This window comes from Nocardioides daedukensis, from assembly GCF_013408415.1.
Classification (GTDB): domain Bacteria; phylum Actinomycetota; class Actinomycetes; order Propionibacteriales; family Nocardioidaceae; genus Nocardioides; species Nocardioides daedukensis.
This window is the reverse complement of sequence record NZ_JACCAA010000001.1, coordinates 3,285,580-3,308,873: the sequence shown is the minus strand read 5'-3', so window position 1 is coordinate 3,308,873 and position 23,294 is coordinate 3,285,580. Positions and strand designations below refer to the sequence as shown.

Genomic DNA, 23,294 nt, shown 5'->3' with positions numbered 1-23,294 from the left:
GGATCAGAAGTTGATCATGTGCCCGGCGATGCCGTGCACTGCTTCCTTGACCGCCTCGGAGAGCGTCGGGTGGGCGAACACGTTGCGTGCCACCTCGTCCGCCGTCAGGTCCCACTGCTGGGCCAGGGTCAGCACCGGCAGCTGCTCGGTGACGTCCGGGCCGATCATGTGCGCGCCGAGGAACTCGTTGTGCTCGGCGTCGGCGATCACCTTGACGAAGCCGACTGCCTCACCGAGGCCTTGCGCCTTGCCGTTCGCGGAGAACGGGAAGGTGGCCGTCTTGACGTCGTACCCCTTCTCCTTGGCCTGCTCCTCGGAATAGCCGAAGGAACCGATCTGCGGCTGGCAGTAGGTCGCCCGCGGAATCATGTCGTAGTTGATCTCCTGCGTCTCCGCTCCGGCGATCGTCTCGGCGGCCACGATCCCGGCCGCCTCGGCGGCGTGGGCGAGCATGAACTTCGCGGTGACGTCACCGATCGCGTAGATGTTCTCCACGTTGGTGCGTCCACGCCCGTCGACGGCGATCGCGCCGCGCTCGGTCAGCTCCACACCAGCAGCGTCGAGGCCATAGCCCTCGACGTTCGGCGCGAAGCCGAAGGCGGCGAGCATCCGGTCTGCCTCGAGGACCTCGGAGTCACCGCCGGCGGCCGGGCTGACCGTGACCTTGACGCCCGACCCGGTGTCCTCGACTCCTTCGACCTTGGTCGAGAGGAGGACCTTCACACCGAGCTTCTTGTAGTGCTTGAGGAGCTCCTTGGACACGTCGGCGTCCTCGGTGGGGACCATCCGGTCGAGGAACTCCACGATGGTGACGTCCACGCCGAAGTTCTTCAGCACGTAGGCGAACTCGACACCGATCGCACCCGAGCCGCCGATGATGATCGAGCTCGGCAGGTTCTCGTCGAGGATCTGCTCCTCATAGGTGACGACGTTCTTGCTCTTCTCGATGCCGGGCAGCATCCGCACGTGCGCGCCGGTGGCGATGATCAGGTTGTCGAAGGTGTGCGACGAGCTGTTGCCGTCGGCGTCCACCACGTCGATGCCCGTCGCGCCGGTCAGCGTGCCGCGACCGTTGATCTCGGTGATCTTGTTCTTCTTCATCAGGAAGTGGACGCCCTTGACGATGCCGGCGCTCACCTGCCGCGACCGCTTGTGGGTCGGGCCGAACGCCATCGTGGCGTCACCCTCGATCCCGAACTTCGCCTTGTCGTGGGTCAGCGTGTGGGCGAGCTCGGCGTTCTTGAGGAGAGCCTTGGAGGGAATACAACCCACGTTCAGGCAGACACCGCCCCAGTACTTCTCTTCGACGACCGCGACAGACAGGCCGAGCTGGGCTGCGCGGATCCCCGCGACATAACCACCAGGACCGGCACCAAGGACAAGGACATTGAAGTGGGTCACGAGACCAGACTAACCGGGTCTGCTCCCACCACCACCCCATGCCTCCCCGGACGAGGGAGCCGGAGGCACTACCCTCGGGCAGGTGACCTTGTACGCCGCCTATGGGACCAATCTCGACCCCGCCCGCATGAGCGAACGTTGTCCACACTCTCCCCTGCAGACCACCGGCTGGCTGGAGGGTTGGCGACTCACCTTCGGCGGCGAGGAACACGGTTGGGACGGCGCCCTCACCACGATCGTCCAAGACCCGTTCGAGCAGGTCTTCGTCGCCGTCTACGACGTGACCCCCGAGGACGAGACTGCTCTGGACGGCTGGGAGGCGGCCGACACCGGTCTCTATCGCAAGACCAAGGTCCGGGTCTCCACGCTGACCGGCGAATCGGTGGTCTGGGCCTACGTGCTCGACGCCTATGAGGGCGGGCTCCCCTCCGCCTACAACATCGGCGTGCTCGCCGACGCGGCGGAGGCAGCAGGTGCCCCCGACGACTACGTTGTGGCGCTGAGGGCTCGCGCCTGTCGTTCGACCGGCCTGTGAGTCTAGAGTGCGGGCGTGGTGACGAACTCTGAACTTGCAGCACAGGCAGCCGCGGACCTCCGTGAGCGCACCGGCATCGAACAGCACGACATCGCCCTGGTGATGGGTTCCGGCTGGTTGCCGGCCGTCGATGCGCTGGGCGAGGTGACGGCGGAGTTCGACGCAGCCGAACTCACCGGTTTCGCCCCGCCCGGCGTCGAAGGGCACTCGGGCAAGATCCGCTCGGTGCGCTCCGGCGAGCACAACCTGCTGGTGTTCCTGGGGCGCACACACTTCTATGAGGGCCGCGGCGTGGCCTCGGTGGTCCACGGCGTACGCACGGCTGCCGCTGCGGGCTGCCGCGCGATCGTACTCACCAACGGGTGTGGAGGCCTGCGCGAGACTTGGACCCCGGGCACCCCTGTCCTGATCAGCGACCACATCAACCTCACCGCCACCAGCCCGATCGAGGGCGCGAACTTCATCGACCTCACCGACCTCTACTCCTCGCGACTGCGCTCGATGTGCCGCGAGGTCGAGCCCGCGTTGGACGAGGCCATCTATGTACAGTTCCCCGGCCCCCATTACGAGACGCCGGCCGAGATCGGCATGGTGCGCGCGATCGGCGGCGAACTGGTCGGAATGAGCACCACTCTCGAAGCGATCGCCGCACGCGAGGCTGGACTGGAGATCCTCGGGATCAGCCTGGTCACCAACCTCGCAGCAGGTATCACCGGCGAGCCCCTCAACCACAAGGAGGTCCTTGAGGCCGGTCGCGCGGCCGCGACCCGGATGGGCGGCCTGCTCGGCAAGATCCTCCCCCGCATCTGATACCCACGATCTCAGCAGGCTCGTGGACGAGCATCGCAACCAGGTTCACCCGTGCCTGGGCGCCAGGCACATCGCCACCGAGCACATCGAGCAGTTCATCTTGTGAGGGGTCGGGAGCACTTCCGACTGGTCAGGACGCAGCGTGCTTCCCAAGCGCTCGCCACCATCGACTCGAGGTCGTGCCGCATCGTCCACCCCAGGTCGGCAGCGGCCAGGTGCCCGTCTGCCACGATCCTTGCCGGGTCGCCCGGTCGACGCGGGGCGATCAACGGCTCGAAGGAGATCCCCGTACAGGATCGGACGGCATCCATGATCTGGCGCACCGAACTTCCCGTTCCACTGCCCAGGTTGTAGACCGGCCGCAGTGTCTGACCCTCCATCGTCCGCACGGCCGCCGCGACATGGGCCTCGGCGAGGTCAGCCACGTGGACATAGTCGCGCACGCAGGTGCCGTCGGGGGTCGGGTAGTCGTCCCCGTTGATTCTGGGGGTCCTCGCACTGCTCAGCATGTCGAAGACGACGGGGAACAGGTTGTGCGGACTCGCGTCATAAAGGTCGCAGGCTCCCGAGCCCACCACGTTGAAATAGCGCAGCGACGTGTGCCGGATGCCCTCGGCAGCAGCAACGTCACGGAGCAGGGTCTCTCCGAACAGCTTCGATTCTCCGTACGGCGACTCGGGTGCGGTCGGCGTCGACTCGGTCACCCGGTCGACGGTCGGGCTGCCATAGACCGCAGCGCTGGACGAGAAGACGAACTTGTCGATCCCGCACCGCCGCACGGATCCGAGCAGGGTTACCATGGCGGAGACGTTCTGCTCGTAGGTGTGCACCGGGCGAGACACGGACACGCCCGCATACTTGAACCCTGCGAGGTGGACGACCCCATCGATCCGGTATTGCCGCATCGCACGGTCGAGGCGTTCCCGGTCGCACAGCGAGGTCTCGATGAAGGGCACCTCCGCAGGGACGAAGGAGCTGAACCCGGTGGACAGGTCATCGAGCACCACGGGATTCAGACCGGCCCGCTGCAGAGCCCGGACGACATGGGACCCGATGTAGCCGGCACCACCGGTAACGAGCCAGTTCATGTGTCTCCTCCCTCCAGCACACGTCCGTCGGGTCAGCGATCATCTCGAGGAACCAGGGTCTCCACGGCTTGCTGATAGATCGCGACGGCGGTGAGCTGGGACGGCACGTCCAGCTTGCGCAGGATCGCCTTGACGTGACTCCTCACCGTGCTGGATCGCAACCCGGCCCGGGCCGCGATCTCCGAGACCGAGCGTCCTCGGTGCAGGTCCGCCAACACCTCAGTCTCGCGCTGGGTCAGCCTGTCCAGGTGGTCCCACAGGTCGACCGCAGCCCTCGGGCGGTCCGTCCACTCCCGGTGCAGTCGATCCCTGGCCTCCTCCTGCATGACCGGCATCCGCGCGAAGGCCCGGGAAAGTGCTCGGGAGAGCTCCTCCACGGTGCTGTCCATCGACATCACCGTGGCGGCGCCGACATCGATGCCCGCACCCCAGACCGGCCCACGCTTACTTGAGGTGAGGACGAACCATGCGACGTCCCCGAACCGGCTCACCAGCCGTCGCATGGCCCGGACGTGCGCAGGGTCGGCCACCTCGTGCAACAGGAGCACGACGCCAGGATCGAAGTCCGTCAACTGATGCTGCACGTCGACCATGCTCAGCGAGTGTCGCCGAGCGGCCATCCGGCGCACTCGGTAGCCCACGTCCGAGAGCGCAGCGGCAACGGCTTCGCTAGTCAGGACGTGGTCCGAGATGACGAGGACTCGCCGACCGTCAGCTGCGCTGACCTGCCCACGAACATCGGCGACCCGGTCGTCCTGCTGGACATTCAAAGGATCAACCTCGGTGCGCGGCGCAGGTCAGCCGCGTTGTCAGGTCGCTGTTCCTGGCCATTTTCGACTCACCTCCTCCGGACACCCAATGAGCGGAAAACTGGTCACCTCGTGACTGCCTGGATCGTAGGCCCGGGGTTGGGGCGTGGCGCTCGATTGAGCGATCTATGCCCCATTTCGATGACCCCGCAAGGGGCTCAGTCCGCGCATCGTCCCCAAAATTGGGGTACATACCGTGTTTCGGTGAGAGACGCAAGATGGCGACGTATGCTGCCCGGTGTGGAGGACAACTTCGAGCCACCGAAGTTCCTGCTCAGAGAGAACTCAGCTAGGTCCACGGGCCTCGGGAGCCCGAGCACCAACGATCTGACCATTTTCCGAAGCAGGGCGTGGGGTTGGCCAAACGCGTGGGCGCCTGCTGGCACGGCCTTGGGGGTCTTGCTGGTCGCTGTCACCGTGCACCTGACCCGGCCGGCCCACGAGCTCGCCGCCATGGCCACGTCCGTGCGTGAGACTTTCGCCCTGGCGCTGATCGGGGCCGGCCTGCTGGTGCTGTGCGGGTCCTGGCTCAGGAACCACAACTCGGCCGGATGGCTCGCCACCTTCCTCTTCTGCACGGGGATCTACTTGCGCACCCAGAGCATGGACGGGCGCTACATGCCGGCACTTGGCGACGAGAATTCCGTCAACCTGGTGATGATCCCGGATCTCGTGTGGTTCGCGTTTCTCATCTGGGTGTCGATCCGCTGCGCCAGGTCAGCCCCCCTCTCTCGATGGCGGGCCCCGCTGTTCCTGGGCCCCGGAGCTGGCATTGCGTTCTCCCTCCTGCGGGCATGGTGGGTGGACCAGGGCATTCGCGTGCAGCCCGACGTAGTGCAGTATGTCGAGATCCTCGCTTTCGCCATCGCTGTCTGGATCGGAGCCCGAAGCCTCGCCAAGGTCATCGACCTGCACCGGGACCTGCGCTGGATCGTGACCTGGTGCCTCACCGTCGGAGTGGCCTTCCACCACTTCAGCCCCAGCCAGATGGACGGACGAGCAGCCTGGTCCATCGTCATCATCGTGGTGTGCAGCACGACCGGCATCGGCATGGTCGTGGCCTCGCTGATCCTCCTCTGCCTCGCCTACGCCACCCAATCCACCCGCTTGCACGAGTCACTGGAGGATGCCGAGCGCAGGCTTTGGGCGGATGAGGAGACACGACACGAGGCTCGCTCCACCGTCGCCGGCATCGCATCGGCTTCCCGGCTCCTGATCCATCACGAGAACGAGGTCGCGGAACTGCAGCGCAAGAACCTGGCCGCCATGTTGGAGGCCGAGATGGGCCGCCTGGAAAGGCTGTTGGTCGAGCCCGTCCAGCCGGGACGCGACAGCTGCCAGCGGATCGATCTCGACGATGCGGTGGAACCGCATGTGGTCGCCCACCGTGCCCAGGGCGGACGGATCGTCCATCACCGCGGCAACCTGCAAGCGTTCGCCCCGGCGGACGACGTCGCCAAGGCCCTCAACGTCCTGCTCAGCAACGTCCGCGACCATGCGCCGGGAGCGACGGTGCGGATCTCCTCGGAACTCAGTGACGGCGAGGTCGCACTCATCGTCACCGATGACGGCCCGGGCATCCCCGACGAAGTGCGACTCCGCATGTTCCGTCGTCACGCGAAGGGCCTGTCCTCGTCCGGGCAGGGCATCGGTCTGTCCTATGCCCGCCAGATCCTGCGCGCGTGTGGAGGGGAGCTCGAGCTCCAGTCCTCCGCCGACGGCACCGTCTTCCGAATCTGCCTACCGTCGTGAACTCCGCACGACCCAAACGTCCTGTCGTGATCGTCGAGGACCACACGCTCTTCTCCGAATCGCTGAAGATCTCGCTGCAGATCGAGGGGCACCACGTGTGCTCCGCCAACGTGGACCAGGCAGGTCGCAACGTGAGGACGCTCCTGCCCGTGGTCATGCGACATGAGCCCAGGGTGGTCCTCCTTGATCTCGACCTGGGAGTCCACGGGAACGGAATGCATCTGATCCAGCCCCTTGCGCAAGCGGGGGTCTCGGTAGTCGTCATCACCGGCAGCGTCAAGCGCAGTCGATGGGGCGAGGCGATCGCGCTCGGTGCCCGTGTGGTGATGTCGAAGAACTCGTCCCTCAACGAAATCGCGGCAACGATCAGGAGGATCAACGAGGGCATGCCAGTGCTCTCGCGCGAGAGCCGGGCCGAGCTCCTGGCCGAATGGCGGCAGGAGCAGCACGCAGTGAAGGAGGCCCAGCGGCGGCTGGAGCTCCTGACCCGCCGTGAGGCCGAGGTCCTGTGGCAGTTCATGGCCGGTCGCCAAGTGCGCGAGATCGCCGCGATCAGCGTTGTCTCGGAGTCCACGGTGCGCACGCAGGTCAAGTCGCTTCTGGCCAAGCTGGGCGTTTCCTCCCAACTGGCGGCCGTCGGCATGGCACAGGCAGCGCACTGGCACCCTCCCGGCGGGTGAGGTCTCAGAGCCCTTGTTTTTAGCCGATTTCGGGCATGCCCGCCTCTCGCTCGCCGCCTAGTGTCGGATTCACGAGCAGCAGACGCCGGATGGGGTGAGGTCCAGGATGAGTGTTCACACGGCAGGTCATTCCTGCGTTCACACAACAGATGACTGTCTGCTGCCCGCCCACCTCTTCCACGTGACGTCGGCGCAATGAGCATCGCCAACCAGACGAGGCCCGCCGCCCCGAGGCTTCTCATTCCTGAACAACCTTGGCGACCAGCGACAACTTCGCCAGCCAGCGATGTGGACGCCGCCGACGACTCTTCCGGGTCTCTTCTCCCCCCGGCTGCCGGCCTCGCCGGTCTCGCCGGCCGACGGTGGGAGTCACTGGCCCTGCCTGCGGCCGGACTGGTGGGAGGCGCGGCCATCCTGGCGCTGGGGAACAGTGGGTCCTCGGCGCTGGTGGATGCCTGCATGCTGATGCTGCTGGTGGCTGCTTGGACGCTGACCCTTGCTCTGATCCGACGCGCCAGGACCAGCCACGGACAGGCGCGAGGCCTCCTCGAGGCCAGGGTCCTGGCGGTCGCAGGCCTCCAGGTCGCGATCATCGGCTCGGCGGCCATGTGGTGGTTCCTGCCTGCCTTTCCGGTCGCGCTCTTCCTGGGCACGCTCTCCGGGATGATCGCCGGCTCCCTGGCCGCGCAGGTGTGGCTGTGGCGACAGCACCGTGGGGAGCCGATCGAGCCGATCCGCCTCCTCGTGGCTGGCCACACGACATCCTCGGATCGTGCCGAGGCAGCACTCACCCGCGACCTGAGCGTCAGGGTTCAGGGACGCTGCCGTCCGACCGTGCCGGCGATTCTCCGCGCACTGGAGAAAACGCACTGCGATGCGGTATTGGTCCTCCCCTGCTCGCACCTCGACCCGATCGAACTCCGCAGACTCGAGTGGCAGCTCGCCGAGGTCGGGGTGGATCTGATGATCTCCACCGGACTCGTCGATGTGAGCCTGGGACGCACTCGAGTCTCGAGCGTGGCGGACCTGTCCATGGTGCATGTCCGCCACAGCGAGCTCGACAGTTGGCGACGCACTGCCCAGCACCTTGCCGGACGTGTCCTGGCAGCGACCTTGCTGTGCATTGCAGCGCCCGTGTTGCTCGTCCTCATGCTCGGGGTTCGTCTGGACTCACCAGGACCGGCGATATATCGCCAGCAGCGGATCGGAAGGGGCGGCCGGGTCTTCACGATGTACAAGTTGCGGACCATGACCGTCGAGTCGGCCGTGGACACCACCCTGATCAATGACAGCGACGGCGTCCTGTTCAAGATGCGTCAGGATCCGCGTATCACACGCATCGGGACGTTTCTCCGACGATATTCCTTGGACGAGCTTCCTCAGCTGGTCAACGTCGTGCGCGGCGAAATGGCCCTGGTGGGTCCCCGTCCCGCCCTTGAGCGCGAGGTCGCAGAATACTCCACCGACGTGGCACGCCGGCTCGCCGTACAGCCGGGCATCACCGGCCTGTGGCAGGTCTCGGGACGCTCGGACCTGGCTTGGGACGAGTCCGTGCGCCTCGACCTCACCTATGTGGACAACTGGCACCCCGGGAGCGACCTGCGGATCCTGGCCCGCACGGTCGGAGCCGTGATCACGCACCGCGGCGCCTACTGACGACCACCCTCACGCACGGAAGTCAGCGCGCAGACACGACCGAGCCAGGTCAGGCCCGAGCCTGACCTGGTCTGATCCGGTCTGCTCTGGCCGCACCTCTGACGTCGTCGTGTCAGGGCTTGCGGCCGACGGTGATGACGTCGCCGAACTTCGAGAGATCGAACTCACCATGGGCTCCCCACGCGTTCCGCTGCTCCACCACCTCGAGGCCGTGCGTCGCCACCAGGCGACCCACCAGTCCCGCGCTCACGTCGGCTCGGCAACCACTGTCGCGCAGCCTTCCCTGACTCATCAGTCGTTGTACCACGCGTCCGGGAGCCCCCAACTTTCGCGTAAGCGGGACAGCCCTCAGGGACCACTCACGCTTGCCTGCGTGGTGGATGACGAATCTGCCCTCGGGCCGCAGCACCCTGGCGAACTCCGCCAGATAGGCGTCGATCACACCGCGCTCCATGTGCACGAAGGAGTCAAAGGACCAGATGAAGTCGATCGACTCGTCCAGTACACCGGGCAACGACGTACCGTCGGTCTCGATGTAACGCACCTGCCCGTCGTCTCCGAACCTCGAGCGACAGACCTCGAGGCAGGTGGGACTCAGGTCCACCAGTGTCAGCGAGCGACAGTTGTCCACCATCTCGACCGTGAACCTGCCATGCCCGGGCGCGACCTCGAGAATATCTCGGTCCTGACCCAGATCGGGGTGCAGGAGCTCGATGATGAGTGCGGACTTCCAGTCCTGGTAGGACTGGCCACAGTGGTCCGCCATCCCGGACCATTCGTCACCCTCGAGGTCCCACTGGTGTGCGACGTCCCACCGTTCTCTGTTCCAATCGATCTCAGGCACGTGCTTCTCCTTCTGCGAGCTCTCGGACCTCAACCGAGCTGGACGGTCCAGCAACCCTTGTCGGGTCCTGCTTGAGCGGTGATCTGCCAGGTTCCCTTGGTGGGCAGCCCGGTCTGGACGTCATAGAAGCGGAACTCACCGGCGTCGGCCCACCGCTTCTGACGGACCGTGATGGTCTTGTTGCTCGCCTTGTTGTGCAGCCGGACACTGATGCCGGGCATCTTGGCTGACTTCTCCGGGATGAAGTAGAGCCGGACCTCCTGGGTGGCCGGCGCTCCCTGCTCGTAATTGCTGCGGACCTCGTCGAACGGGCCGGCGGCCATCGACCCGGAGCGCACGTCACGGTTCTTGTCCACGTCAACACACTTCTGCGAGCTCGGTCCCGGCAGCTTCGCCAGGACGCTGTCCTGGGTCCCGTCCGCACCGCGGGTGGGCAGGTCGTCCGACGCACTCGCCGGGGACGAGAGCCCGGAGGCGTTGGTCTTCGGGGATGCCGGCACCTTCGGGCTGGTCTTCCCCGTGGCACCCGTCGGGTTGTCACCAGCGGACGGTGTGGCGGCCGGACGCGGGTCCGCCCCGGGCTCCGCATCACCCCCACCGCACCCGGCGAGACCTGTCAGGACAAGGACGCCGGTGGCGATGAGTGCGGAGGATCGACGGACAAGGCCGGTCATGAGGCCGGCCTCAACGCCAACGTCCAGCTGATTGCCCGGCCACTCCACGCATCCGTGGTCGCCGTGACTCCACCTCGTACGCCAGCCGCGACGCCCCCGTTCGAGTCCGCCAGGACCGCGCTCTTGCGACCAGACCCGGAGCCAATGCTCCGCTCACGCTCGGCGATGGTCCCAGGCAGGTTCCAGGTCGTCGTGCCGCTGGACTTGTCAGACCAAAACTGAAGAACCCAGGCGTTCTCGGGCGCATTGACCGTGGCGCTGGTGTGGCTCGTCCCGGTGTCGGTCGTGCTCGCGATGGCTGCGACGGGAGAGGCTCCGTCAACTCCCCGATAGGCGGCCAGGACCAGCACCGTCTTCCCGAAGGTGGTGGGGATGGTCACGGTGGTTCCCGCGTCGGCACCGGTCGCCCGGCGTGTCCACACGTGGCTCTCCATCCCGCTCGCCGTCCGTGAGTCCACCAGTGTCCAGCCGGACGGGACCCCGAGGTCCGTACCCGACCCGAAGAGCATCAACTGGTCACCGGCCTGGACACCTGACGGCACGGTGACCGCAGGCGTCGCACTGTTCATGTTGCTGCTGGTCGATGCCACGAAGGACACACTGGATGCAGTCCCCGCGGCGACATTCACCACACGCTCGACCGTGTCGGAGCCGCCGCGGTCATCGGTCACTGTCAACCGGATGGTGTAGCCACCGTCCTCGTCGTAGGTGTGCGAGGCAGTCCCGCCCGTGGCTGCACCGTCGTCACCGAAGTCCCAGGCATAGGTGAGGTCAGCACCCTCGGGATCCGTCGAAGTGGTCCCGTCCACGCTGCAGACGAGCTTGACGCAGGTCACTGCCATCCGTGCTGTCGGTGCCTGGTTGGGCGCCACCCCCTGGGCGATGAAGATGCCGCGAGCACGCCAGTCGTTGCTGCTGTTGACCGTGGTCACGGTCCCCTGCGGCACACCGCCGGCGAAGTTGACCCGACCGAGCGATCCGTTGGACTTGTTCACGACGTACAGCGTGTTGCCGCTGGTGAAGAGCCCGGAGCTGGTGCTCCAGTTGATTCCACCGTTGGCGGTGTGGACACGCGTCCCGACGATGCCGCTGTCCGCGTTGAAGCCGCGCCAGTAGAGGTTCGAGTCGTTGTTCAGCGTGTAGTAGATCCGGCCGTCGCGGTAGACCAGCCCGGTCAGGTTGGTGATCTGCCCGTAGAAGGCGGAGGTGGCACCCCGGAAAGTGCCGCCGGAGCCGCTGCTGGCGTTGTCCCAGATCGGGTCGTGGTAGGGGTCTATCAGCGTCGCCGGACCTACGCCGCTCGAGGAGAAGGTCCGCTTGTAGAGCTGGCCGTCGGCCCACCCGTAGTAGAGCGTATTGCCGATCAGGAACGACCCCCGCACCTGGCCCCAGTCCACACCGAGGCCGTCGACACCGGTGGCCGACCCGGCGGTGGTGCCGTCGAAGTCGATCGTGCTGAGCGTGCTGCCACCGTTGGACGGCGGCGGCAGAGTCCGGTCCACGATCTCGATCCCGTTGATGAGTGGGTTCTCCACCACGTGCGAGAAGTCGATGTCGACGTTGCCGTCACTGGTGATGTCGAAGGAGCGCATCATGCCGCGCTGGTCGCCGACCGCCTGCACGATGTCAAAGTCGTTCATCCTGGTCGTACCCTCCAGCTCCACGTCGAAGACTCGCTGCCCGACCTGGCTGGTGCCGGCATAACGGTTTGCGAAGAACAGGCGGACCTGCAGTTGGCGACCGGCTGGCACCGGGAAGTCCCACGACATCCTCGGATCGTCAGAAGGAGACCAACGCTCCGAGTCGAACAGGCTCGTAGGCGCATGGGCGGGCAGGGACGTGTCCCTGCTGACGGCGGGATCGTAGCCAGCGCTGTTGCTCCCGTTGTTGCGCACGGGGCTGGGATCACTGTCGTCGGCGTTCCAGTCCGGGCCTCCGTCCGTTGCCGAGACAGCGCCGCCACCTGTGTTCACCCGGTAGATCACATTGCCCTGGTCCACCGAGCGCTTGCCGGCCAGGTAGACGTTCCCGGGCAGTTGCTGTTGTGTGTCGGACGGCTCGGTCAGACCACCCGCGAGTGGGAAGAAGGCGATCCTGGGCCGGCGATAGCGCACGTCTCCGACATATTCGGTGTCGCTGCCCATCCACAGACCTGTCTCGGTCGGGTACAAGGCGTAGACCGCTGCTCCACGGGGGTTCCGTCCGGGGTTCCAGGGGATCGGGATGCCGGAGGTGGGGTTGAGCGCGGCAAGTCCCGCCCGGGGCACCGCACCGGGGCCCGCGAAATCGCTGCCGTTGTCGTTGTTCATCCAGCGCTGGTGACCGCCGACGAAGACTGCCTTCTCGGTCACGGTGGTGGCCCACAAGGTGTCGCCACCGCTGTCGCTGAACCACGCCTCCTGGACGTCCTGCCCGGAGTCGGAGAAGTCCCAGCGGGCGATCGTGTCGCAGAGCGTTCCGGTGTTGTGGCCGCCGGTGCTTGCCAGAACGAAGTAGCTGTCGTCGGGCGCGATGGAGACGCTGCGCACGTAGGTGTCGAAGGCCCAGTTGAAGCAGTAGGGCTCGTAGCGCCGGGTCCGCCAATTGGCGTCGAGCTCGGCACTTCCGGCCGGTAGGTTCACGATGGCAACCTGGTCACGGACCAGTCCGTCGATCTGCTTGAAGTTGCCCATCACGACCATGCGGTCGCCGGCGTTGGTGATCTCGATGTCCCGCACACCCATGGCTCCCTGTGCCCCGGAGCCACTGTCGTTGTGCCGGCCGGCAGTCTGCAGGTTCATGTAGGGGTCGAGCGCACCGGTGGTGACGTTGAGGGTCGCGAGGGAACGGTGGGCGACGCCACCGGTCGTGGTGAAATTGCCTGCGATGAAGAGCCGGTTGCCCACCCTTTGGATCGAATAGACGCGACCGTTGGTCGCAGCAGCCCGGAACCCGGTCACCGTCTGACCGTTGCTCACGTTCACCAACGCGACGTGACTCGCGTTCGCACCGTTGACCTGGGTGAACGAGCCGGCCAGATAGACCGTTCCGGCTGTGGGCCCGGGCAGCACCGCGTCGACAGTGCCATTGACGCTGGGGGTGAACGTGCTGCTCAACTGTCCTGTGGCGGCATTGAACGCGAACACGTTGTTGCGCGTGACAGCTGACCCTCCCGGCGAACTCACGCTCGAGAACGCACCGGCCGACACAATCGTGTTGCCGATCTGCACGATGTCAAGGACTTCACCGTTGAGCACCGACGGTGTGCTGGTCGCCGGCACCGCGTTGGGATATCGGTCGTGCCCCGGCTGAAGTGCCTGGGCAAACTGTGGCGCGAAGACCATCGCGGCGGCTGCGATGAGGACCACTATCCATTGCCTACGGTTCATGTTCTTTTCTCGTGCGTTCATGGTCATTCCGCGCCTTTCGAGACCTGGGTCGGGCTGTGGATTGGTGCCGAGGACCGAGCTCGACGAAGGACGACGTACAACTGCAGCAGAGCGACTCCCCAGAAGCCCTCTGCTCCGCGTGCGAGATAGTCGACGAGGTCGGGCGCGAACCCTCCCTCGGTGCGGAGATCACCCGAGGCCAGTGCCAGGGCCGGGAGCAGGATCAGCAACGACAACCACGCCGTCACCCGTCCTGCAGACGCTTTAGGTGTCCTCCGGGCCGGCGACGTCATCACGTCGAAGGCCAGTGGGGCCACGAGCAGCGCTGTCATCGACTCGGCCTGGAGGAAGACGAAGGTGACCTGGGACCAGACCACGATGACCCCCGCCACGATCCCGGTGATCAACCACGGCACCGCGCGGGGCAGAGGTCGTGGCAGACACAGGTAGCCGATCAGAAGCCCGGCTCCGAGAAGCGGCTCGTTGAGCGTCTTCACCGTAGGGGGCGTCCCCAGCCAGTAGACCGCAGCCGCTAGCCCGAGACAGGCCAGGCACACGAGGAGGACCGGGATGCGTGAGGTGCCCGTAGCCTCCGTGCGCTCCAGCATGAACATTCCCGTGCCGAGAGCGAGCACCAGGGCCCACACCTCACTGTTGTGACCGACCTGTGTGGACAGCGCAGAAGGCAGGAACTCCTGTTGCAGCTTGGTCACCAGGCCGGCCAGGACGACGGCGCACACCACGAGGAACGCCGTGTTCCAGACGGCCTCGCCGGACCGGGACGCCGTGCTCCTGCTGATGGTGTGAGTGCCCATCTGCACATCGTGCTCCCGGGGGCAGCCGTTGCGTTCACCCATACGGGGTATATCCGTCCGAGGCGGTTGCGGCCTGCCCGATTCGCGGCGGACCCTTGCCTCGAAGGGGGCATCGCATCGTGACTTCGGGGCAAGTTGAGACAGGCGTGACGGACTACTTGGCCGTCCTGCGACGACGCTGGCTGCTGCTCGTGTGCAGCCCCATCCTCGGCGCGCTCATCGGCGTGGCCATTCTCTCGCTGGCGCCGGTCAGCTATTCGGCGACGACATCGGTGCTCGCGCAGCCCACCGGCGCTGACACCAACAGCACCAACGGCCGGACCAGCACCGAGATCAACCTGGACACGGAGGCGCAGCTGGTGAGGTCGTCCGTCGTCGCCCAACTGGCCGTCGAGGCTCTCGGCCTCGACACCTCCCCCCGCGAGCTGGTCAGTGACGTGTCGGTGGGCGTTCCCCCGAACACCTCGGTGCTGTCCATCACCTTCACAGCCGACTCGGCAGAAGCAGCGCGGGACGGCAGCGCCGCCCTCGCCAAGGCATATCTGGACAACCGGAGAGCCGTCGCCGAGGGACAGATCAAGGCGCGGGTCGAGGGCATCAGGGCGCGGATAGCCACCCTGGACGCCGAGTTGGCCGAGAACGCCCGGGCCCTCCGCAAGCTCCCGTCCAGCGCCGACCGCACCCTTCTTGCCACGCAGCGTGACCTGCTGGTGCAGCAGCTCCAGACCAGCAGCCAGGAGCTGAATCCACTCACGTCGGCCAGCGTTGATCCCGGCTCGGTGATCACTGAGGCCCAGCTTCCCACTAACCCGACCGGCGTCAGCGCGCCCATCGTCATGACCACCGCCGTCTTCGCATCCCTGATGCTCGGGCTCGGTGTTGCCTACGCTCGAGACACCCGCGACAAGCGGATCCGGTCTCCCCGCGATTTGGCCCGCCTCGACATGGATGTCATCGTCGGGAAGTTTGCACTGACCATGCCTGGTGAGACCCTCGGCATCCGCCAACGCGATGCGGAGCAGCTGCGGCAGGTGCGCAACGCACTGCTTGCGGTGATTCCGAAGCACCGCGGCAGCCTCACTGTCGCTTCGGCGACGCCCGGCGACACGGGCGCAGTGATGTCCACCTGTCTGGCCAGTGCCCTGGCCCGCAGCGGAGTGGAGACGATCCTGGTCTCGGTGAGCATCCACAACGATGTGGTCACCGAGCACTTTGGACTCGCCGACGAGACCGGGCTGGCCGACGTGCTCAACACAGGCTGCCCGCTGATCGACAGCGTGCACCCCGTCGCGGGCATTCCCGGACTGTCCGTCGTGCCCCCCGGACTCGACCGAGTGCGCTTCTCGGAGCTGTTGCAGGACGCGACGTTCGGGCCGATGCTGCACCAGCTCGAGTCGCTGGCCGACGTGGTCGTGCTCGATGTTGCTCCCACCTCGGTGAACGCCGACGCGCAGACCATCGTGCCGGCAACGACCGGCCTGCTTCTGGTGACCACGGCCGGCGTGTCCACCACCGACGAGGTGCTGGACGCGGTGTCACAACTGCGACACGTGGGTGCATCTGTGCTCGGAACCGTCATCGTCGAATCGCCGCACCGACAGCTCCTGCCCCCCTTCGCGCGGACCCTCAGCAGAGCAGAGACAAAGCCCGCACGGGCGACGGTGGCGAGCAGCGAGGCTGAAGCCCGGGTGGCGAGCGGCGAACGGGGTCGCCGTCTGCACGCCTTGCCCACTGACGGCGTCGACCCGTCCAACGACCGCATCGCCTGAGGAGGACCGGTGACCACCGGTACATCGCGGGTCCCCGGTGCAGAAGCCTCGGCCGGGGGGCCGCTCCGGTCCGAAACGCCTTCCACGACTCCGCGGGGACAGGTCGCACCACGCAGGCCCCGCGCGGGTTGGCCTCTGGTCCTGATCACCGTCGGCTATCCAGTGCTCTGGGCTCTGGGGGTCTCCGCGTTCGCGGTGCAGATCGCAGCCGTGCCGATGGCTGTCCACCTGTGGCGTCGAGGGAGAGTCAGGTTCCCTCGCGGGTTCGGACTCTGGGTGCTGTTCCTGGTGTGTTCCGGGCTCGGCATCCTGGTCCTCGGCGTCGACCCGATGGGCACCGTTCCTGACTCGTTCGCTGGTCGGCTGCCTGCCTTCGTCGTCCGTCAGAGCCAGTACGTCGCCACCACCGTGGTGCTGCTCTACGTCGGGAACCTCAGCGAGAAGGAACTCCCGGTCCGGCGGATCCTGTGGTCGCTCTCGGTGTTCTTCAGCTATGTGGTGATCGGTGGCCTCCTGGGTCTGTTCTGGCCGAACGGTGGCTTCCCGAGCCTGCTGGAGATCGTGCTCCCCCGCTCGGTCACCTCCGTGCCCTATGTGTGGCACCTGGTCCACCCGACGTTCGCCCAGGTCCAGGAGTTCGAGGAAGCAGCGGTCGCCCGGCCAGCAGCTCCTTTCGCCTACACCAACATCTGGGGCTCCACGATCGCGTTGCTGGGCATCTGGTTCGTGCTCCACGGAGCGTCATCCAGATCGCGGCGTGCCCAGATGGGCACGGCGCTCTGGGCCATGGTCGGGCTGGCGGCTGTCATCTATTCGCTCAACCGGGGAGTGTGGCTCGGCATCATGATCTGCGTGGTCTACGCAGTGGGGGCGTTCCTGCGGCGCGGACGGATCGCGCCGCTCCTTGCCGTGGCCGGCGTGACAATGGTGGCCGTGGTCCTCATCGTGGCCTCGCCGCTGAAGCAGGTGATCGACACCCGCGCCGAGAACGGCAAGAGCGACTCGATCCGGGCGTTCACCACCGAGCGGGCGCTCGACCTCGCGACGGCCTCACCCCTGGTGGGCTTCGGAGGGACCCGCAGCGCGGTCGGGTCGCCGTCGTCCATTGCCATCGGGAAGAGCCCGGAGTGCAAGAACTGCGGCAACATCCCGATCGGCATCAACGGCTATCTGTGGACCCTGCTGGTGACCACTGGATTCGGGGGCACCCTGCTCTTCTTCTCCTTCTGGGCCTCGCAGCTCTGGCACTCCCGCGGAGACCGCAGCGCGGTGGCCAGTGCAGCCCGGTTGACGGTGGTGGTCTCTGTCTTCTTCGCCTTCTTCTACACCCTTGACCCCCTCCTGCCATCCGTGGCCCTCGGCCTGCTGTGGCGTGGACAGAAGGCCCGGAGAGGGCGCCGTGGCGCGCCGCTGTGAACTGTTGGGACTGGTCATCCTCGTGATCGCACTCGCGATGCTGGGGACCAGCCTGGCGGTGGACAAGGAGACCGGCGCTGACGACGAAGCGGGGGCACTGTTCGGGGCATACGTCGACCCGCCGATCTACACCGATGACGAGCGGATCGCTGCGGTGAAGCGCTTCGAGACGGACCTGGGAAGGCGACTCACCATCGTGCACAGCTACCACCCCTGGGCGGAGACCTTCCCGTCCAAGTTCGACCGGTACGTGGTCGAACGGGGCACAACGCTGATGCTGTCCTGGGCCGGGACAGGGACGGCCGACATCCTGTCCGGCTCGCACGATGCCCTGATCAGGACACGCGCTCGCGCGGTTCGTGACCTGGGCGCTCCGATCCTGCTTCGGTGGCGCTGGGAGATGAACCGTCCCAACCTGCAGGCAGAGGTCGAGTCCCCCTCGGCGTACGTCGAGTCCTGGCGGCGGATCCGTGCGATCTTCGCCGCGGAGGGCGCCGACCAGGTCGACTGGGTCTGGTGTCCCATCGGGCACGGGTTCACGTCCACCCGAGCTGTTGACTACTACCCGGGGGATGCGGAGGTCGACTGGTTGTGCGTCGATGCCTACAGCTCCCGTGCGGACGAACCGCTGGAGCCCCACGTCGCCGACTTCCTCGACTGGGCATCCCGGCGACCCCACCCGGTGATGTTGGGGGAGTTCTCGACCACCCGGGTGCCCGGTGGTGGTGACCTCGTGGCCTGGCTGCGCGAGACCCGGCGCTTCGTCAAGAGCAATCCGCAGATCGCAGCAGTCGTCTTCTTCGAGGCCGACAAGGGCGAGTCCGGGCCGCATGCGTTCTCACCGGACCCCGCTGCCCTCCGCGAGCTTGCGCGCTGGTCACGAGACCCCTGGTTCACACCCGCCTGGGACGCCTTCTCACCTCCACGACCATGACCGGTCTGCGTCGCACGACCGGTTCAATGCGGGGTCCGACGAACAGTCCCGTGAGCACTCAGCCGGCACAGACGACCGGCAGGATCCAGTCCTCGACCCGGCCTGCGGGCCCACCCTTCTCCCGTTGGCGATCGACGAGGTAGCGCAGGGCAATCTCGACCAGGTAGGCCCGGGCGATGTCGGGCGCGATGTCATCTGCCACGCCGAAGGGTCGGAGCAGGGAGGGCGCCTTGGTGACCAGCCCACGGGCGGCGTCCTGGGTGGGTGTCCGGTCCTGCAGTTGCTCGCGGAGCTCGTGGTGCAGTGCGTCCCAGCCGAGGGGCACCCCCTCCTCACACCTCTCCCAGTCCCACACGAGCGCCTCAGACCCGTGAGCGGCACAGTTCCAGGCCGTCCAGTCACCGTGCCAGGTCCCGTGCTCCCACGGTCGGGTCAGGGCAGCGAGTCCTGCCAGCGCCTCGATGACGGCCTCCCGGACCGGACCAGCATCCAAGCCCCGGGCCTGCTCGGCCATCCGGGAGAAGGCGGGGGCCTCCACGAAGCGATGCCGCGTGACCGTCCCCGATCTGGCAACCATCGTCATGGCCCTGCTCAGTGCCGGCCCGGCAAGGGTCGTGGCCGCACCGAGCGGAAGGTGGTCGACGACGAGCAGAGCCGCGTCGTTCCAGACACCTGCATGAAGCACCCGGGGTGCCCGCACCGGACCCAGGTCGCGTTCCCCCACCAGGGTGAGGTTCTCCGCCTCCCTCAGCACCAGCCGACGCGTCAGCGGCTCCGTGCCGACCTTAGCGACAGCCAGTGGCCGCAGCTGACGGTCGAGGATCTGCAGAATGGGCTTCCGGTTCGCCCGAGGCGGTCCCAGATGAACGCCGAGCACGACGGGCTGGTCGAGCACTCGGGCGAGCTCCCGCTCCATCGACGCCCCATCCCCACTGCCAGACACCAGGACATCGACGCGGTCCCGAAAGACAGGCCAACCGCCACTGACCCGTACGACAGTGCGCAGGGCAATCAAGCGGGCGCGCGCAGACCTCGTGCCCGGGCTTCGGAAGTGGCGCAGGACCGAGGCTGCCGCGCGTCGGTCAGCCGGTAGGAGGAACCGCGGATCAGCAGCGTTGGGCACTGCGCGATAGCGCGCGAGCACTGCACACTCGTCCGGGCCATCAGAACGGCTGACGGAGATCAGCGGCCACAACACCTGCAGTGGCGAGAAACCTTCAGGACCATCGCGAACCGGCATGTGCCCGAGCGTAGGGAGCCGATCACAGGCCGGTGTCGTCCTCGCCCACAGTTCCCCCAATTGGGGGAGCCCATTGGCCCGTCACGCTCATACGGTGGCTGGGTGACGGGGACAACCGGCTACATCGAGGTGGCGGGTCGCGCGGAGCATGGAATGCGCGACGTTCTCCGCGGCAGCGCCATCAACCTCGTCGGCGGTGCCGTCACCGGACTCGCCACGTTCGTCCTCGCCTTCGCGCTGACCCGGACCTTGAGCGCAGCCGATGTCGGGGTGTTCTATGCGAGCACCTCGCTCTTCCTCCTCGTCACCGCGCTTGGCCAACTGGGAACCAGCACCGGACTCGTCTATTTCATCGCCCGGGACGACGCGGCGAGCGGCGGGCAAAGGCGGGCGGCGTACGTCCTTGTTGCCGCGCGACCGGTGCTGGTGATCGCCCTCGGCACGTCGGCGCTGATCGCGATCTTCGCCCCGCAGCTCTCCGCCCTGCTGAGCAACGGAGGTAGCGGGCTGACCCTTCCGCTGCGTCTTGTGTCCGGGTTCGTCGTCTTCGCCGCTGTCCTCAACCTCTGCACCTCCGCAAGCCGCGGCCTCGGCACGATGACGCCGACCGCCCTGTTCGACCAGACGATCCGTCCGGTGCTCCAGATCGGGCTGGTGCTCTGGGCCGTTCCGACGGGGGACATCGGGCTTGTGGTCCTCGGCTGGGCTCTGCCCTACATGCCCTGCGCGCTGGCCTCATTGCGCTGGTGGCGCAGGCACGGAGCGCCCATCCGCGAATCCGGTTCCGCTGCACGAGCCAGCTCCACCGTGGGCCGCGAGTTCTGGCGGTTCACCGCCCCACGAGCCCTGGCCGGCGTCGCCCAGATGGCCATGCAGCGCCTGGACATCCTGCTGGTCGGCGCCATGGCCGGTCTCGCCGAGGCGGCCATCTACACGGTGGCCACCCGCTTCCACGTCGTGGGGCAGCTGCCCGGCATGGCCCTGTCCCGTGCCACCCAGTCCCGTCTCGCCGCAGCCCTGATGGACCCGGACCGCACCGAGGCGCGGCGGCTCTACCAGGTCGCGACCTGCTGGCTGGTCCTGGCCGTCTGGCCCTTCTATCTCACCCTGGTGCTGGCCTCGGACCACCTGCTGCGCATCTTCGGAGCCGACTACGTCGAGGGCGCTGGCGCACTAGTCCTGTTGTCGCTCACGATGCTCGTCGCGACCGGCTGCGGGATGGTCGACAACGTCCTCACGATGGGCGGGCGAACAAGTTGGAACCTCTACAACGTGCTGGTGGCCCTCACCGTGAACCTCGGTCTTGACTTGCTCCTGATCCCGGACCTCGGGCTCATGGGGGCGGCCATCGGTTGGTCCGCGGCAATCCTCTGCGCCAACCTGATTCCCCTCGCCCAGATCGCGTTCGCGATGCGCCTGCACCCGTTCGGCGCCGGCACGCTCACCGCGATGGTCCTTGCCCTGCTCTGGTTCGGCGCCCTCCCGGGGCTCGTCACCGTCAGCTTCGGGTTAGGGCCCTGGGTCGCCATCGCTGCCTGGTTGGTCGCGGTCGCCGGCTATCTGGCCAGCGCCTGGCCTCTGCGTTCCACCCTGCACATCGAGATCCCCTCGAGGACCGGAAGGACCACATCATGAACTCCACCAGACAACTGATCAGCGCCGCCCAGGGCTCCGCGGTCGACCGCGCCCGGCCGGCACTGCTGCGGGCGGCCGACATCATCGGCCGGCTCACCCACGACGGGCGCGCCCTGCCCGGACTGCTCATCTGCGGCGGTCAGCGCTGCGGCACGACGTCGATGTACAAGGCGCTGCTGCAGCACCCCACCATCTTCCGACCGGTGTGGCGCAAGGGGGTGCACCACTTCGACGAGGGTCACCGAGGCGACGTGGCCGACTATCGAGCGCATTTCCCGCTGCAGTCCCACCTCGACCGGGCCGAACACCGCCACGGCACCAGGGCCCTGTGCTTCGAGTCGAGTCCCTATTACCTCTTCCATCCCCTGGCTGCGACTCGCATCGCGCATGTCCTGCCCGACGTGAAGCTGCTGGTCCTGGTCCGTGATCCCGTCGAGAGGGCCTACTCCGCGCACGCGCACGAACTGGCGCGAGGCTATGAGGACCTGCCGTTCCGCGAGGCGCTCGCGGCCGAGCCGTGGCGACTGGACGGCGAGGAGGAACGACTCCTGCGCGACCCCACCGCCGAGAGCCACGCGCACCGCCATCAGGCCTACCGTTCCCGTGGGGAGTACGCCGATCAGCTGGACCGCATCTCGCCGCTGTTCAACCCCGACCAGATCAAGGTGGTGGACAGCCACCGCTTCTTCACCGATCCGGTCCCGGTTTTCGAGGAGGTCCTGAACTGGATCGGCGTACGACCGCTCGGGACTCCACGCTTCGAGCGGCACAACGCCCGTCCTCGCCAGGACCTGCCGACCGACCTGCGCGACGAGCTCACCGAGCACTTCGCGCCCCACGATGAGGCACTTACGTTGTGGCTCGGCGAGACGCCCTCGTGGCGTTCGGGGCGGCCGTGACTGACCGGGCGTTGCGCTCCGGGACGCCGCCGCCAGCAGGGGACGCAGCGACACCCGTGCCGGTGCTCTTCCTCGCCGGCCTGGGTCGCAGCGGGACGACGTTGATCGAGCGTACCCTGGGTGAGGCTCGCGGCATCCACGGCCTCGGCGAGGTGATGCACCTGTGGGAGCGCGGCATCCGCCGCAACGAGCTGTGCGCCTGCGGGGTGCCCTTCCTGCAGTGTCCGTTCTGGACTCGCGTCGGCGCCGCGGCGTTCGGCGGGTGGGCCGAGGTCGACGTCGACCGGATGGCCTGGCTGAAGGCACGGGTGGACCGCGCCCGGCGCATCCCGGCGATCGCGAGCGGCGCGCGCAGCCTCCGTGCGGAGGTCCAGGAGTACGTCGCTGCCTACGCGCTCCTCTATCGAGCGGCACACGAGCTGACCGGCTCGATCCTCATCGACTCGAGCAAGCAGGTCTCGCTCGCGTGGTGCCTGGCTCGCTCGCCGGACATCGACCTGCGCGTGCTGCACTGCGTGCGCGACAGCCGCGGGGTGGCCCATTCCTGGGCCAAGTCCGTACGCCGCCCCGAAGCCGTCGGCGCCGAGCACCAGCTGATGGCCCGGCTCTCCTCGTGGGAGGTGTCTCGCTCGTGGATCGTTCACAACGCCGGTATCGAGCCGCTGGGCCGGTCGGTCCCCCTGCTGCGGCTGCGTTATGAGGACTTCGTCACCGATCCCGTCACCAGCAGTGACCGCGCGCTCCGGTTCGCCGGGATCGACGCCGGGGTCGGCCACATCCACCGCACCACCGTGATGTTGCAGACCACCCACTCGTGCGCAGGGAACCCGATGCGCTTCCGCACGGGGGCGATTGACCTCGTCCCGGATGTGGCCTGGCGGGAGCACCAGGATCCTGCCCAGCGACGCGCTGTCACCGCGTTCACCGCACCGCTGCTCGCCCGCTATGGCTATCTGCGCTGAAGCACCG

19 protein-coding genes are annotated in these 23,294 nt (G+C 67.1%); 11 read left to right on the top strand and 8 right to left on the bottom strand.

The window, feature by feature from the left end:
* Nucleotides 1–3 precede the first annotated feature (3 nt).
* On the bottom strand, nucleotides 4–1,401 hold the full coding sequence (gene lpdA, locus BJ980_RS16125) for a dihydrolipoyl dehydrogenase (protein WP_179503226.1): 1,398 nt from the start codon (nucleotides 1,399–1,401) through the stop codon (nucleotides 4–6).
* Nucleotides 1,402–1,483: 82 nt separating this feature from the next.
* On the opposite strand from lpdA, the gene BJ980_RS16120 reads away from it, so the two are divergent.
* Both BJ980_RS16120 and BJ980_RS16115 read left to right on the top strand, forming a co-directional pair.
* Nucleotides 1,484–1,936 carry a gamma-glutamylcyclotransferase gene (locus BJ980_RS16120; protein ID WP_179503225.1) on the top strand — a complete coding sequence of 151 codons (453 nt, stop codon included), beginning with the start codon at nucleotides 1,484–1,486 and terminating at the stop codon, nucleotides 1,934–1,936.
* Between the two features lie 15 nt (nucleotides 1,937–1,951).
* Nucleotides 1,952–2,746, top strand: coding sequence for a purine-nucleoside phosphorylase (locus tag BJ980_RS16115; protein WP_343047841.1), 795 nt, complete (start codon nucleotides 1,952–1,954; stop codon nucleotides 2,744–2,746).
* A 95-nt stretch (nucleotides 2,747–2,841) separates the two neighbouring features.
* On the opposite strand, the gene galE is transcribed toward BJ980_RS16115, so the two are convergent.
* Nucleotides 2,842–3,834 carry a UDP-glucose 4-epimerase GalE gene (galE, locus tag BJ980_RS16110; protein ID WP_179503223.1) on the bottom strand — a complete coding sequence of 331 codons (993 nt, stop codon included), beginning with the start codon at nucleotides 3,832–3,834 and terminating at the stop codon, nucleotides 2,842–2,844.
* 32 nt (nucleotides 3,835–3,866) lie between these two features.
* On the bottom strand, nucleotides 3,867–4,604 hold the full coding sequence (locus tag BJ980_RS16105; protein WP_179503222.1) for a helix-turn-helix transcriptional regulator: 738 nt from the start codon (nucleotides 4,602–4,604) through the stop codon (nucleotides 3,867–3,869).
* A 111-nt stretch (nucleotides 4,605–4,715) separates the two neighbouring features.
* Here BJ980_RS16105 and BJ980_RS19520 point away from each other — a divergent pair, with 111 nt between their 5' ends.
* The 3 genes from BJ980_RS19520 (at nucleotide 4,716) to BJ980_RS16090 (ending at nucleotide 8,731) form a co-directional block, all read left to right on the top strand.
* Nucleotides 4,716–6,395 carry an ATP-binding protein gene (locus BJ980_RS19520; protein ID WP_179503221.1) on the top strand — a complete coding sequence of 560 codons (1,680 nt, stop codon included), beginning with the start codon at nucleotides 4,716–4,718 and terminating at the stop codon, nucleotides 6,393–6,395.
* Between the two features lie 26 nt (nucleotides 6,396–6,421).
* Nucleotides 6,422–7,075, top strand: a complete 654-nt coding sequence (locus tag BJ980_RS16095; RefSeq protein ID WP_343047840.1) for a LuxR C-terminal-related transcriptional regulator — start codon at nucleotides 6,422–6,424, stop codon at nucleotides 7,073–7,075.
* Between the two features lie 459 nt (nucleotides 7,076–7,534).
* Nucleotides 7,535–8,731 carry a sugar transferase gene (locus BJ980_RS16090; RefSeq protein WP_179503219.1) on the top strand — a complete coding sequence of 399 codons (1,197 nt, stop codon included), beginning with the start codon at nucleotides 7,535–7,537 and terminating at the stop codon, nucleotides 8,729–8,731.
* Nucleotides 8,732–8,843: 112 nt separating this feature from the next.
* Here BJ980_RS16090 and BJ980_RS16085 read toward each other — a convergent pair whose 3' ends face one another.
* Genes BJ980_RS16085 through BJ980_RS16070 form a run of 4 tightly spaced genes read right to left on the bottom strand, consistent with a single transcriptional unit; the run spans nucleotide 8,844 to nucleotide 14,432 of the window.
* Nucleotides 8,844–9,575, bottom strand: coding sequence for a methyltransferase domain-containing protein (locus BJ980_RS16085; protein WP_179503218.1), 732 nt, complete (start codon nucleotides 9,573–9,575; stop codon nucleotides 8,844–8,846).
* Nucleotides 9,576–9,604: 29 nt separating this feature from the next.
* Nucleotides 9,605–10,249 carry a hypothetical protein gene (locus BJ980_RS16080; RefSeq protein WP_179503217.1) on the bottom strand — a complete coding sequence of 215 codons (645 nt, stop codon included), beginning with the start codon at nucleotides 10,247–10,249 and terminating at the stop codon, nucleotides 9,605–9,607.
* On the bottom strand, nucleotides 10,246–13,596 hold the full coding sequence (locus BJ980_RS19090) for a PKD domain-containing protein (RefSeq protein WP_179503216.1): 3,351 nt from the start codon (nucleotides 13,594–13,596) through the stop codon (nucleotides 10,246–10,248). Before BJ980_RS19090 ends, BJ980_RS16080 begins: the two co-directional genes overlap by 4 nt.
* 44 nt (nucleotides 13,597–13,640) lie before the next feature.
* Entirely contained in the window at nucleotides 13,641–14,432 is a 792-nt protein-coding gene (locus tag BJ980_RS16070) for a hypothetical protein (RefSeq protein ID WP_179503215.1), read from the bottom strand.
* Nucleotides 14,433–14,578: 146 nt separating this feature from the next.
* On the opposite strand from BJ980_RS16070, the gene BJ980_RS16065 reads away from it, so the two are divergent.
* The 3 genes from BJ980_RS16065 (at nucleotide 14,579) to BJ980_RS16055 (ending at nucleotide 18,551) form a co-directional block, all read left to right on the top strand.
* Nucleotides 14,579–16,201, top strand: a complete 1,623-nt coding sequence (locus BJ980_RS16065; protein ID WP_179503214.1) for a Wzz/FepE/Etk N-terminal domain-containing protein — start codon at nucleotides 14,579–14,581, stop codon at nucleotides 16,199–16,201.
* 162 nt (nucleotides 16,202–16,363) lie between these two features.
* Nucleotides 16,364–17,617: an O-antigen ligase family protein gene (locus tag BJ980_RS19515; protein WP_179503213.1), complete on the top strand. Its 1,254-nt coding sequence runs from the start codon at nucleotides 16,364–16,366 to the stop codon at nucleotides 17,615–17,617.
* Entirely contained in the window at nucleotides 17,601–18,551 is a 951-nt protein-coding gene (locus BJ980_RS16055; protein ID WP_179503212.1) for a glycoside hydrolase family 26 protein, read from the top strand. The genes BJ980_RS19515 and BJ980_RS16055 overlap by 17 nt, the downstream gene beginning before the upstream one ends.
* Before the next feature lie 58 nt (nucleotides 18,552–18,609).
* Here the strand turns inward: BJ980_RS16055 and BJ980_RS16050 are convergent, their stop codons facing one another.
* Nucleotides 18,610–19,467: a hypothetical protein gene (locus BJ980_RS16050; protein ID WP_179503211.1), complete on the bottom strand. Its 858-nt coding sequence runs from the start codon at nucleotides 19,465–19,467 to the stop codon at nucleotides 18,610–18,612.
* A gap of 426 nt (nucleotides 19,468–19,893) precedes the next feature.
* Here BJ980_RS16050 and BJ980_RS16045 point away from each other — a divergent pair, with 426 nt between their 5' ends.
* The 3 genes from BJ980_RS16045 to BJ980_RS16035 are packed head-to-tail and all read left to right on the top strand — an operon-like array spanning nucleotide 19,894 to nucleotide 23,287.
* The gene (locus BJ980_RS16045; protein WP_179503210.1) at nucleotides 19,894–21,426 is read left to right on the top strand and encodes an oligosaccharide flippase family protein; all 1,533 of its coding nucleotides are present in this window, start codon (nucleotides 19,894–19,896) and stop codon (nucleotides 21,424–21,426) included.
* Nucleotides 21,423–22,325 (top strand): sulfotransferase, encoded by a 903-nt coding sequence (locus BJ980_RS16040; protein ID WP_179503209.1) that lies wholly within the window; start codon nucleotides 21,423–21,425, stop codon nucleotides 22,323–22,325. The genes BJ980_RS16045 and BJ980_RS16040 overlap by 4 nt, the downstream gene beginning before the upstream one ends.
* Entirely contained in the window at nucleotides 22,322–23,287 is a 966-nt protein-coding gene (locus tag BJ980_RS16035; RefSeq protein ID WP_218855550.1) for a sulfotransferase, read from the top strand. Before BJ980_RS16040 ends, BJ980_RS16035 begins: the two co-directional genes overlap by 4 nt.
* Nucleotides 23,288–23,294: the final 7 nt, after the last annotated feature.

Bases quoted from the DNA above. Each gene is read 5' to 3' on its own strand.
- BJ980_RS16080 (WP_179503217.1), bottom strand. From the start codon at position 10,249: ATGACCGGCCTTGTCCGTCGATCCTCCGCACTCATCGCCACCGGCGTC.
- galE (WP_179503223.1), bottom strand. From the start codon at position 3,834: ATGAACTGGCTCGTTACCGGTGGTGCCGGCTACATCGGGTCCCATGTC.
- BJ980_RS16040 (WP_179503209.1), top strand. From the start codon at position 21,423: ATGAACTCCACCAGACAACTGATCAGCGCCGCCCAGGGCTCCGCGGTC.
- BJ980_RS16070 (WP_179503215.1), bottom strand. From the start codon at position 14,432: ATGGGCACTCACACCATCAGCAGGAGCACGGCGTCCCGGTCCGGCGAG.
- BJ980_RS16090 (WP_179503219.1), top strand. From the start codon at position 7,535: ATGCTGATGCTGCTGGTGGCTGCTTGGACGCTGACCCTTGCTCTGATC.
- BJ980_RS16050 (WP_179503211.1), bottom strand. From the start codon at position 19,467: ATGGAGCGGGAGCTCGCCCGAGTGCTCGACCAGCCCGTCGTGCTCGGC.